This is a genomic window from Micromonospora trifolii (assembly GCF_022229005.1).
In the GTDB taxonomy this organism is placed as follows: Bacteria; Actinomycetota; Actinomycetes; order Mycobacteriales; family Micromonosporaceae; genus Micromonospora; species Micromonospora trifolii.
The window spans coordinates 43,777-55,570 of sequence record NZ_JAKKFD010000058.1 but is presented as its reverse complement, the minus strand read 5'-3'; the positions used below and the strand labels follow the sequence as shown (position 1 = coordinate 55,570).

Annotated in this window: 11 protein-coding genes; 7 read left to right on the top strand and 4 right to left on the bottom strand. The window is 73.4% G+C overall.

The window, feature by feature from the left end:
* Positions 1–82 precede the first annotated feature (82 nt).
* The gene (locus tag NIE79_RS29980; RefSeq protein WP_238681766.1) at positions 83–1,168 is read right to left on the bottom strand and encodes a DUF3866 family protein; all 1,086 of its coding nucleotides are present in this window, start codon (positions 1,166–1,168) and stop codon (positions 83–85) included.
* Positions 1,169–1,217: 49 nt separating this feature from the next.
* Entirely contained in the window at positions 1,218–2,222 is a 1,005-nt protein-coding gene (locus tag NIE79_RS29975; protein ID WP_238681765.1) for a cation diffusion facilitator family transporter, read from the bottom strand.
* Between the two features lie 118 nt (positions 2,223–2,340).
* Between NIE79_RS29975 and NIE79_RS29970 the strand changes: the two genes are divergently transcribed.
* From NIE79_RS29970 to NIE79_RS29945, 6 genes are all read left to right on the top strand, one after another.
* Positions 2,341–3,339, top strand: a complete 999-nt coding sequence (locus tag NIE79_RS29970; RefSeq protein ID WP_238681764.1) for a helix-turn-helix transcriptional regulator — start codon at positions 2,341–2,343, stop codon at positions 3,337–3,339.
* Positions 3,336–4,379, top strand: coding sequence for a helix-turn-helix transcriptional regulator (locus NIE79_RS29965; protein ID WP_238681763.1), 1,044 nt, complete (start codon positions 3,336–3,338; stop codon positions 4,377–4,379). Before NIE79_RS29970 ends, NIE79_RS29965 begins: the two co-directional genes overlap by 4 nt.
* Positions 4,380–4,389: 10 nt before the next feature.
* Positions 4,390–4,635 carry a hypothetical protein gene (locus NIE79_RS29960; protein WP_238681762.1) on the top strand — a complete coding sequence of 82 codons (246 nt, stop codon included), beginning with the start codon at positions 4,390–4,392 and terminating at the stop codon, positions 4,633–4,635.
* A 159-nt stretch (positions 4,636–4,794) separates the two neighbouring features.
* Entirely contained in the window at positions 4,795–5,109 is a 315-nt protein-coding gene (gene tatA, locus NIE79_RS29955) for a Sec-independent protein translocase subunit TatA (RefSeq protein WP_124855346.1), read from the top strand.
* 18 nt (positions 5,110–5,127) lie between these two features.
* Positions 5,128–6,081, top strand: a complete 954-nt coding sequence (tatC, locus tag NIE79_RS29950; protein WP_238681761.1) for a twin-arginine translocase subunit TatC — start codon at positions 5,128–5,130, stop codon at positions 6,079–6,081.
* 137 nt (positions 6,082–6,218) lie between these two features.
* Entirely contained in the window at positions 6,219–7,142 is a 924-nt protein-coding gene (locus tag NIE79_RS29945) for a diacylglycerol kinase (protein WP_238681770.1), read from the top strand.
* Here the strand turns inward: NIE79_RS29945 and NIE79_RS29940 are convergent.
* Together NIE79_RS29940 and NIE79_RS29935 are read right to left on the bottom strand one after the other, a co-directional pair.
* Positions 7,105–8,016 (bottom strand): EamA family transporter, encoded by a 912-nt coding sequence (locus NIE79_RS29940; protein ID WP_238681760.1) that lies wholly within the window; start codon positions 8,014–8,016, stop codon positions 7,105–7,107. The two genes, NIE79_RS29945 and NIE79_RS29940, sit on opposite strands and share 38 nt — an antisense overlap.
* 93 nt (positions 8,017–8,109) lie before the next feature.
* Complete coding sequence (locus tag NIE79_RS29935) at positions 8,110–8,880, bottom strand: HAD family hydrolase (RefSeq protein WP_238681759.1); 771 nt, start codon at positions 8,878–8,880, stop codon at positions 8,110–8,112.
* Positions 8,881–8,966: 86 nt separating this feature from the next.
* Here NIE79_RS29935 and NIE79_RS29930 point away from each other — a divergent pair, with 86 nt between their 5' ends.
* Positions 8,967–11,768, top strand: a complete 2,802-nt coding sequence (locus NIE79_RS29930) for a DEAD/DEAH box helicase (protein WP_238681758.1) — start codon at positions 8,967–8,969, stop codon at positions 11,766–11,768.
* Positions 11,769–11,794: the final 26 nt, after the last annotated feature.

The following is an 11,794-nucleotide window of genomic DNA, read 5'->3' as shown; positions in this document are numbered from 1 at the left end:
TCACCCCTTGACCCCAAGCCGAGGCGGCGGGCGATAACCTCATGATCAACCGGATGAGGCTGGGGGCCCGGGGGCTGGGGGGTTAGGGGAGGAGGGCTGCGGCGTGGCGGCCGGCGGCGGCCGCCGCCAGGAAGTACGCGTGGTCGGCGTCGAGGCCGCGGCCCATGGTGGACAGCGGCACGGCGCTGGCCCGCAGCGCGGCGTCCAGACCGTCGGTGGACACCCGGACGATCCGGTGCCGGGCAGCCAGGGGCGCCAGCGCCGCGTGCACCTCGGTCGCGAGCGACGGCGCCAGGTCCTCGGGCACCACCAGCTCCGCCGGGGCGAGCGCCACCCGGCCGTACGCGGTGAGGCTGTGGTGTGACACGCCCCGGTGCCGAGGGCGGGGGTCGGCGTCGGAGATGCGCAACGAGCCGACTGGCTTTCCGCCCAGCGTGGCGATCGCGTTGACGGCCTCGCCGACGGCGACGCCGGAGAAGCCCCACCGGGTGCCGGTGCCCAGGTTGCCCGGCCCCTGCGCCACGATCGCCACGTCCGCTTGGAGCACGTACCGGGCGGCGAGCAGACCGCCGTGCAGGGTGGTGGCCTCCAGGTCGCCGCCGAACGCCTGCCCGACGGTGATCGTGCCGGCCAGCTCGGCCCGCAGCCCGGCGAGGGTGCGGGAGAACCAGGCGGGCAGCGCCCCTCCGTCGGTGAGCAGGTACGCCACCCGCGCCTGCGGGGCGTCGGCCCGGATACCGGCCAGGATCGCCGGGAGCGCCGAGTGTAGGTCGGCGGTGACCACTGGCAGGCCGCCCAGGCCGTCCGCGTCGGCCAGCACGTCGCGGTGCGGGGACGCCTCCTCGTCGACGCCGAGGAGGATCGGCTGCAATGGCGTGTAGCGGGCCTTGACCAGGTGCCCGGCGTCGCGGGTGTCGGCCACGTCCGGCGGGTCCGGCGGCAGCCGGTCCGGCAGGGCGACCACCAGGGCGTACCCGCCGGTGCCCAACCCCATCAGCAGGGCGCCGGCGTTGAGCAGCACCCGGTCGCCGGGCTCGGGCGTGCCGACCAGCTCCGGGTAGGCCAGCGCCCGCATCCGGGTGCCGTCGGGCAGGTCGACGTCCAGCTCCACCGCCCCGGTCCACTGCCGTCGCAGCGTCGCCACCGTCCCCGTACGCCATCGCACCATGACGGGCACGCTAGCCGCGCGGGCCCGGCGGCCCGCGCCCGGGTGTGGGTCAGGTCGGTTCGGGGCCGCCGGCGTCCGGGCTCGGCCCGGCCTGGGTGTGCCGGGCCGTGCCGGTGGCGCCCGGCATCGAACGGGTCGGGTCGAGGAAGACGAACCGGATCTCCGGGTACCGGTCGGTGAGCCGCAGCTCGGCCTCGTCGGCGGCGGCCTCGATCTGCGCGCCGGTGGCCTCGTCGCGGAAGTCGACCTTCGCGGCGACCAGGATGTCCTGCGGGCCGAGCTGCATGGTCAACAGCGTGTCGATGCGCTCCACCTCGGGCAGCCCGGCCAACTCCTGCTCGATCTCGTGGCGCAGCCGCTCCGGGACGGCCCGGCCGACCAGCAGCGACAGGTTGTTGCCGGCGAGGACCCCGGCGACCGTCAGCAGCAGGAGCCCGATCAGGATCGACGCGACGCCGTCCCACACCTCGTCGCCGGTTGCGTGCGACAGGCCGACGCCGAGCCCGGCCAGCACCAGGCCGATGAGGGCCGCGCTGTCCTCCAGGAAGACCGCCTTGACCGTGGTGTCGGCGGTCAGCCGCAGAAACCGCCGAGGCGTGGTCTGCCAGCGTCGCGACTCGCGGCGGACCTGCCGCACCGCCCGGGCCAGTGAGATCGACTCGATGACGAACGACACCCCGAGCACGATGTACGAGATCAGGTAGTCGCCGCTGTGCTCGTGCACCAGGATCGTGGTGACGCCGTGGGTGACGGCGAAACCGGCGCCGGCGACGAACGTGAACATGGCCGCGAAGAACGCCCAGACGTAGCTCTCCTTGCCGTACCCGAAGGGGTGCCGCTGGTCGGCCGGGCGGGCACCGCGGCGCAGCGCCTGGAACAGCAGCACCTCGGTGGTGGTGTCGGCGACCGAGTGGGCCGCCTCGGAGAGCATCGCGGCGGACCCGGAGATCAGCCCGGCGACCAGCTTGGCGATCGCGATGGCGAGGTTGGCGGCGCCGGCGACGACGACGGTGCCGACGCTCTCGCTCTCGGGCCTGACGTCCGCTTGCGACATGAGGATCACCCTATGACCGCGGGCGGCGACGCGCCGGGGGAGGCCCCGATCCGAACAAGTGTGCGGCACGCCCGCGTGGGTGCACGGTCTGGGCGGGTCGGCTGCTAGCGTCTACCGCGTGTCGCGGACCCGCACCGAACGCCTGGTCAACCTGGTGATCTGCCTGCTGTCCACGCGACGGTTCCTGACCGCCGCGCAGATCGCCGCGACCGTGCCCGGTTACGAGCACGATCCGGACGACGCGCGCGACCACGAGGCGTTCCAGCGCAAGTTCGAGCGGGACAAGGCCGAGCTGCGCGAGTTGGGTGTGCCACTGGAGACCGGCACGGCGAGCGCCTTCGACGCCGAGCCCGGCTACCGGATCGCCCACCGCGAATACGCGCTGCCCGACATCCTGCTCGAACCGGACGAGGCCGCCGCTGTCGGCATCGCCGCCCGGCTGTGGCAGCACGCCGGGTTGGCCGCCGCCGCGTCGTCGGGGCTGGCCAAGCTGCGCGCCGCCGGGGTGGACGTGGACCCGCAGGCCACCCTCGGCCTGGAGCCGATGGTCACCGTCGACCCGGCGTTCGCGCCGCTGACCGCCGCCGCCCGGGACCGCCGCGAGGTGGGGTTCGACTACCGGGTGCCCGACCGCGACGCGCCCAGCCGGCGTCGGCTGCAACCGTGGGGCGTGGTCTGCTGGCGCGGCCGGTGGTATGTGGTCGGCCACGACAAGGACCGGGAGGCGACCCGCTGCTTCCGGCTGTCCCGGGTCGTCGGCGCGGTCCGGGTGTCCGGCGCCCCCGGCGCGTACGAGCCGCCGGCCAACGTCGACCTGATCAGCCACGTCGCCCGCTGGTCGGGTCCGGTGGAGCGCACCGGTCGGGCCACAGTGCTGGCCGCGCCCGGGCGGGCCGCCGGGCTGCGCCGCTGGGCGGTGGAGGTGACCGCCGGGCCGGACGGCGACCGGCTGGTCCTGCCGTACGCGGACCCGGACGGGCTGGCCGGTCATCTGGTCGGCTACGGCCCGGACGTGCGGGTCCTCGACCCACCGGAGGTCCGCGAGGCGGTCATCCAACGACTCAAGGAGATCGCCGTGCGCCACGACGAGCTGGCCGTCAGCGGGGGCGCCCGGTGACCCGCCCGGCCGGCCGCAACGGTTCCCGCGCGTCCGCCGACCGGTTGGCCCGACTGCTCAACCTGGTGCCCTACCTGCTGGCCCGGCCCGGCATCGAGGTCGCCGAGGCGGCCGGTGACCTGGGCGTCACCGAGCGCCAGCTCCGGGAGGATCTGGAGCTGCTCTGGGTGTGTGGGCTCCCCGGGTACGGCCCCGGTGACCTGATCGACATGGCGTTCGACGGTGACCGGGTGACCATCACCTACGACGCCGGCATCGACCGGCCGTTGCGGCTGACCCCCGACGAGGCCCTGGCGCTGGTGGTGGCCCTGCGGATGCTGGCCGAGACACCCGGGGTGGCCAACCGGGAGGCCGTCGAACGCGCCCTCGCCAAGATCGAGGCCGCCGGCGACCTGGTGGGCGCGCCGGTCGCGGTCCGGTTGCCCGGGGACACCCCGCGGGTCGAGGCGCTGCGCGCCGCCGTGGAAGGCGGCAAGGCCCTACGGATCACCTACTACACGGCCGCCCGGGACGAGACCACCGAGCGCGTCATCGACCCGCTGCGGATTCTGATGGTCGGCGGCCGGGCGTACGTGGAGGCGTGGTGTCGGCGTGCGGAGGCCGTCCGACTGTTCCGCGCCGACCGGATCGACGCGGTCACCGAGTTGGACGAGCCGGCCACGGTGCCGCCGCAGGCCGTCCCGCACGACCTCACCGAGGGCGTGTTCCGCCCCTCGGCCGACCTGCCGCTGATCACCCTGCGCATCGGTCGGGGCGAGCGGTGGATCACCGAGTACTACCCGTGTGAGCGGGTGGAGGCCGGCGACGGCGACCAGTGGCTCGTCTCCCTGCGGGTCACCGACCTGGGGTGGGCCCGCCGCTTCGTGCTGGGCCTCGGGCCGGAGGTGACTGTGGTCGCCCCGGTCGAGTTGGCCGAGCAGGTGCGGGCGACGGCGGCCGCCGCGCTGGACGCGTACGCCGTGCCCACGCCCCGGCCGTCGGAGGTCGACCCGGAGCGCGCGCCGTCGGGTGACCCGGCGGTGGCTGGCCGCACCCAGTAGGCTGACCGCCGTGCTGATCTGGATCGTGCTCGCGGTGGTGCTGCTACCCCTCGTGGCGCTCGCGTTGGCCGTGCGCCCGGTGCTGGCCCGGCTGCCCCGACTGCAACGGGCCGCCGTGGCGTTGCAGCGGCGGGCCGCCGAGGCCGAGGCGCTACGGGAAACCGCCGAGGCGCTGCAACAGCGTGCCGAGGAAGTCCAACGGCGGCTCGACACCACATCCCAGCGACTCGCGGTGATCAAGGCCAAGCGCGGCTGATCGAGCACGCACCCGACGGTGGTTGACGGATCATCGCGGGTTGGTCAAGACTTCACCCTCCCGCCCAGACCACCACCACCCAGCGGGTGGCGGGCAGCCGATCCGCACGTACGATGGGCTGCGTACCACCCCCCGGACACAGAGCGACTGGAGCTTCTCATGGGTGCCCTCAAGCCGTGGCACATCGCTGTTCTCGTGGTTGTGCTGATCCTGCTCTTCGGTGCGAAGCGGCTCCCCGACGCGGCCCGTTCGCTGGGTCGGTCGCTGCGGATCATCAAGGCCGAGACCAAGAGCCTGCAGGACGACGACCGCGACCTCGCCGAGAAGGCCGACGCGCAGGCCGGCTACCAGCCGCTGCCGCCGCACGCCGGGCAGCAGGCGCCGTACGCTGGCCAGCCGCAGCAGGCGCCCTACCAGCAGGCGCCGCCGCAGCAGCCGGTCGTCGACCCGGTGCACCGCGTCCGCGACAACTGACCGAAGGGCCCCACCACCGTGGCCTTCGCACTGCGTAAACGCGCCCCAAAGGCGTTCGAGCGGGCCGCCGACGGGTCGATGACGCTCATCGAGCACGTCCGTGAGCTGCGCAACCGCCTCTTCCGCGCGTCGCTGGCGATCATGATCGGCTTCGGCGTCGGCATCTGGCTGGCGAAGCCGGTCCGGATCCTGTTGTCGGAGCCGTACTGCAGCCTCGACGCCTCGCTCGACCCGGTCACCGGCAAGTGCAAGTTCGTCCAGCTCGGTGTCGCGGACGTCTTCCTGCTGAACCTGAAGATCGGTCTGTGGGTGGGCCTGATCATCGCGGCGCCCATCTGGCTCTACCAGCTGTGGGCGTTCATCGCGCCGGGTCTGCACCGGCACGAGCGGCGCTACGCGTACATCTTCACGGCGCTGGCCGCGCCGCTGTTCGCGGCCGGCGCGGTGCTGGCCTTCTTCGTCACCACCAAGGGCCTCGAGTTCCTGCTCAACGTGTCCGGCGATGACATCGCGACGAATCTGGAAGTCACCCGGTACATCTCGTTCGTCACCAACCTGATCCTGCTGTTCGGTGTGGCGTTCGAGTTCCCGCTGATCGTGCTGATGCTCAACTTCGTCGGCCTGGCCAGCGCGAAACGGCTGCTCAGCTGGTGGCGGGTGGCGATCTTCGTGTTCTTCGCCTTCTCCGCGGTGGTCACCCCGACACCGGACCCGTTCGGGATGACCGCTCTGGCGCTCTGCCTGACCGCGCTCTACTTCGCCGCGGTCGGCGTCGCGTTCATCAACGATCGGCGGCGTGGGCGGGGCAAGGAGGTCTACGCCGGCATCGACGACGACGAGGTGTCGCCGTTGGAGTTCGACGCGGACCCGGTCGTGGCCGGGCAGCGGGTCGACTCGACAGCGCCGATCGGCGTACCCGAACCGGTCGCCCCACCGGCGCCGATCGAACGCCGCTACGACGACATGACCTGACGGCCCCGCGCCGACTGGTCCACCGACGCCGTCCCCGTTTTCCGGGGGCGGCGTCGTCGCGTCACCTCGCGCGCCCGTAGCGGAACTGATGGTGACGACACCTGCCCCTGGTGAACGGCGGGCGTCCGACCGGTACGGTGCTGCCCGTGACCGCAGACGATCACCTGCCCGGCCCGGTCGCCGTGCTCGCCAACCCGACCGCTGGTCGCGGACGGCACCGGGCGTTGCTGCCCCGGTTGCTGGACGGCTTGGCCGCCGCCGGGCGGCCGGTCCGGTTGCTGCCGGCGTCCAGCCCCGCCGAGGCGGAGGCGGCGTGCCGGGCCGCCGTCGCCGAGGGCGCTGGCGCGGTGGTGGCGGTCGGTGGCGACGGCACCGTGCACCGGGCGTTGCAGGCGGTCGCCGGGACCGCCGTGCCGTTCGGCCCGATCCCGGCTGGCACCGGCAACGACTTCGCCCTGGACACCGGCTTCCCGGCCGATCCCCTCGCGGCGGCGGCGGTGATCGCCGAGGCGGTGCGTGACGGCCGCAGCCGACCGGTCGACCTGGCCCGGATGGTCGGCGTCGACGGCGTCGAGCGCTGGTACGGGGCGGTCCTCGCGGCCGGGTTCGACGCGATCGTCAACGAGCGGGCCAACCGGATGCGCTGGCCCCGCGGCCCGCGCCGGTACGACCTGGCGATCCTGGTCGAGCTGGCCCGGCTGCGCCCACGCCGCTACACGCTGCGCCTCGACGGGGTGTCGCACGACCTGGACGCGGTGCTGGTGGCGGTGGGCAACTGCCCCACGTACGGCGGTGGGATGCGGATCTGCCCCGACGCGGACCCGACCGACGGGCTGCTCGACGTGGTGGTGGCGGGTCGGGTCAACCGGCGGACGCTGGTGCGGGTGAAGCCGAGCATCTACCAGGGCACCCACGTCAGCCACCCGTTGGTGCGCAGCTTCCGGGCCCGCACGGTGGAGTTGGCCGCCGAGGGCATCACCTCGTACGCGGACGGGGAACGTTCCCTGAAGCTGCCGCTGACGATCAGCGCGGTTCCAGGCGCCCTGCGGCTGCTGCGTTGACCCGTACCGCGCCGATGCTGGCGGCGATGACCAGCACGATGGCGGCGCATTCCAGCACCGTCAGCGCCTGCCGCAGCACCAGCCACCCGGCGAGCGTGGCGACGGCCGGGCCGAGGCTCATCAGCACCGCGAAGGTGGCGGTGGGCATCCGTCGCAGCGCCAGCAGCTCCAGGGTGTAGGGCAGCCCGGAGGCGAGCACCGCGAGGACGGTGCCCAGCGCCAGCACCTGTGGGTCGAGCAGCACCGCACCCCCGTCGACGATGCCCAGCGGCAGGGTGACCAGTGCGGCGAGGGTCAGCGCCAGGGCCAGCCCGTCCGCGCCCGGGAACCGCCCGCCGACCCGGGCGCTCAGCACGATGTACGCGGCCCACATCGCGCCCGCGCCGAACGCGAAGGCCACCCCGACCGGGTTCAGCCGGTCGAAGCCGCCCTGCCCGAGCAGCGCCACCCCGGCCAGTGCCAGCCCCGCCCAGCCCCAGCTGGCCAGTCGTCGCGCGGTGAACACCGACAGCGCCAACGGGCCGAGCACCTCCAGCGTCACCGTCAGGCCCAGCGGGATGCGTTCGATGGCCTGGTAGAACAACGAGTTCATGCCGGCCAGCGCCAGCCCGAACCCGCCGGCCGCGAGCCAGGCGGACCGGTCGTGTCCGCGCAGTCGGGGCCGGCAGATGATGAGCAGCAGCACCGCCGAGATGGTCAGCCGCAGGGTCACCGCGCCGGCCACTCCGGTACGCGGGAAGAGCAACGCGGCCACGGCGGAGCCGAACTGCACCGACAGGGCCCCGCCGAGCACCAGCCCCACGGCGGCGACGCCACCGCGCCGGGCCGGTCGTGTCTCGCCCGAGGGTGGCGTGGGCAGCAGGGTGTCCGTCACGGGCACGACGGTAGGCCGTCAGCTCCGGCTACCTCGCGGCGGTGTCCACCGGCGTGACAAACGGCGGGCACGGCACGGCACGGGCGGTACCGGTCAGCCCGGCAGGGCGAGGTCGAGCACCGCGCCCAGCCCGTTCTCCCGGCCCGGGTCGGCTGCCGGGAGCACCAGCACCGAGCAGCCGGCGGCCACCGCGCCCGCGTCCGCCGGGGTGTCACCGACCATCAGGGTCTGCTCCGGGTCGACGCCGAGCATCCCGCAGGCACGCCAGAAGATCGCCGGGTCGGGTTTGCAGCGCCCCACCTCGTACGAGAGCACGAACGCGCCGACCAGGTCGGTCAGCCCCCAGGTGTCGAAGTGTGGCCGCAGGTCGAAGCCGATGTTGCTGACCACCGCCACCGGCACCCCGGCGTCGCGCAACGCGGTGAGAGTGGGGGCGGCGTCGGCGTACGGCAGCCAGCCCTCGGCGGTCAGCAGCCGCTCGTAGAGCGCGTCGGCGAAGCCCTCGATGCCGGCGTCGACGGTCTCGGCCAGCCCGGTGTACGCGCCCCGGTGGGCGTGTTCGTAGAGGTCCCGGTCGGCCCACAGTTCGGCGAGTCGGGGCGGCACCCGCGCCGGCAGTGGCCCGCCGGCGCGGCCGGCGGTCAGCAGTCGGTCGGCCAGCGAGGTGGCGCGAACCCGGTCCAGGGTGACGCCGCACGCCGCCGCGGCCTCCAGCACCCACCGCTGGGGGTCCTCCACCTGGGCCAGGGTGCCGTGGAAGTCGAAGAGCACCGCCTTGACAGGGCGTCGGGACGCCCGGCGGGCGGCGGGCGCCTCGGCGGTGCCTGGCGGACTGGTCTGGGGCGGTTCGGCATGGTCCGGCACGCCGTGCACCCTACCGACCGCCCCCGACCGTGCCTCCGGACGGCCTTGTGGGGTGACATGACTCGGCACGCACTAATCTTGGTGCCATGTCGAGCCCCGCCGAGCGGTACGCAGCGGCGCGCCGCAAGGCCGCACAAGCCGCACAGTTTCCGGCGCTGGACGAGTTCGCCCTCGAGTTGGGGTTCGACCTCGACGACTTCCAGCGGGAGGCGTGTCAGTCGCTGGAGCGGGGCAGCGGTGTGCTGGTCTGCGCTCCCACCGGCGCCGGTAAGACGGTGGTCGGGGAGTTCGCCGTCCACCTGGCGTTGCGGGGGCGGCCCGACGATCCGGTGCCAGCGGTCGACGCGACGACCCCGCCGACGCGGCGCAAGTGCTTCTACACCACGCCGATCAAGGCGTTGTCCAACCAGAAGTACCACGATCTGGTCGCCCGGTACGGCGCCGAGCAGGTCGGCCTGCTGACCGGCGACAACGCGATCAACGGCGACGCGCCGGTGGTGGTGATGACCACCGAGGTGCTGCGCAACATGCTCTACGCGGGCTCCAGCACCCTCCAGGGCCTCGCGTACGTGGTGATGGACGAGGTGCACTACCTGGCCGACCGGTTCCGCGGTGGGGTGTGGGAAGAGGTGATCATTCACCTGCCCGCCTCGGTCACCCTGATCTCGTTGTCGGCGACCGTCTCCAACGCCGAGGAGTTCGCCGACTGGCTGGTCACCGTGCGCGGCGAGACCGCGGTGGTGGTCAGCGAGCACCGGCCGGTGCCGTTGTGGCAGCACATGCTGGTCGGCAAGCGGATGTTCGACCTGTTCCACGACGCCGACGCCGCCCGCAAGCACGACGTGCACCCGGAGTTGCTGCGCTACACCCGGGAGACCGCGCGGCGGTTGGAGTTGGGCGAGGGGCGCAGCGCGGGGCCCGGTGCCGGCCGGCGCGGCCCGCGCTGGCGTGGTCCGTTGCGCCCGGACATCGTCGACCGGCTGGACCGGGAGGGTCTGCTGCCGGCGATCCTGTTCATCTTCAGCCGGGCCGGTTGCGCCGCCGCTGTGCAGCAGTGTCTCGCCGCCGGGCTGCGGCTCACCTCGGCGGAGGAGCGGGCCGAGATCCGCCGGGTCGTCGAGTCCCGGGTCACCGCCATCCCCGGCGACGACCTGTCGGTCCTGGGCTACTGGGAGTGGCTGGACGGCCTGGAACGCGGTCTGGCCGCCCACCACGCCGGCATGCTGCCGGTGTTCAAGGAGATCGTCGAGGAGCTGTTCGTCCGCGGCCTGGTCAAGGCGGTCTTCGCCACCGAGACGCTGGCGTTGGGCATCAACATGCCGGCCCGGTGCGTGGTCCTGGAACGGCTGGTCAAATACAACGGCGAGGCGCACGTCGACCTGACCCCGGGGGAGTACACCCAGCTCACCGGGCGTGCCGGCCGCCGAGGCATCGACGTGGAGGGGCACGCCGTCGTGGTGTGGTCCCCGGAGATCGACCCACGGCACGTGGCCGGGCTCGCGTCCACCCGCACCTACCCGCTGCGCTCCAGCTTCCGGCCGTCGTACAACATGGCGGTGAACCTGGTAGGCACTGTCGGCGCGGAGCCGGCCCGGGCCCTGCTGGAGTCCTCGTTCGCCCAGTTCCAGGCGGACCGGTCGGTGGTCGGCCTGGCCCGGCAGGTGCAGCGCAACACCGAAACCATCGAGGCGTACGGCGTGGAGGCCGCCTGCCACCACGGCGACTTCGACGAGTACTTCGCGCTGCGGGTGGCGATCGCCGACCGGGAGAAGGCGATCGCCCGGCAGGGGCAGACCCAGCGCAAGGCCGCCGCGGTGGCCTCGTTGGAGCGGCTGCGGGTGGGCGACGTGATCCGGGTGCCGTCGGGCCGGCGGGCCGGGCTGGCAGTGGTGCTGGACCCGGCGACCGGCGGGTTCGGTGAGCCCCGGCCACTGGTGCTCACCCAGGACCGCTGGGCCGGGCGGGTCAGCCCCGGCGACTTCACCACTCCGGCCGAGGTGTTGGCCCGCATCCGGGTGCCCAAGCACTTTAACCACCGGTCGCCGGGCGCCCGGCGGGATCTCGCCGCCGAGGTCAGCGGCACAGGCCTGGACCGGCACGGTGGCCGACGTGGGGGCCGTTCCCGGCAGGTGACCGGCGAGGACCACCGGATCGCCCAGCTCCGCACCGAGCTTCGCAACCACCCCTGCCACGCCTGCCCCGAGCGGGAGGAGCACGCCCGCTGGGCGGAGCGGCGTCGGCGGCTGGAGCGCGACACCGAGGAGTTGCACGAGCGCGTCAACAGTCGTACGGGGTCCCTCGCGCGGACGTTCGACCGGATCGTGGCGCTGTTGACCGAGCGTGGCTACCTCGCCGGCGACGGCGCGGTCACCGACGCCGGTCGGATGCTGGGCCGGATCTGGACCGAGGCTGACCTGCTGGTCGCCGAGTGCCTGCGCCGGGGCGTGTGGAACGGGTTGTCTCCGGCCGAGTTGGCCTCCGCGGTGTCCGTGGTGGTGTTCGAGGCGCGCCGCGATGTCGACGAGCGGGCGTCGCTGCCGCGCGGGCCGGTGGCCGACGCGGTGGACGAGACGCTGAAGCTGTGGGGGGAGATCGAGGCCGACGAGGCGGCGCGGGGGCTGAGCGCGACCCGGGAGCCGGATCTCGGTTTCGCCTGGCCCGTCTACCGGTGGGCCCGGGGCGAGGCGCTGGCCAAGGTGCTCGGCAGCGGGCACGAGATCGATGGTGAGATGCCCGCTGGTGACTTCGTCCGGTGGGCCCGACAGGTCGTCGACCTGCTGGGTCAGATTGCCGACTCCGGCGGTGCCACAACGGAGCTGCGGTCCACCGCTCGACAGGCTATAGCGGCCGTCAATCGGGGCGTTCTCGCGTACCACACGTCAGCCTGACAATTACTCTCAGTCATTATCGTCGT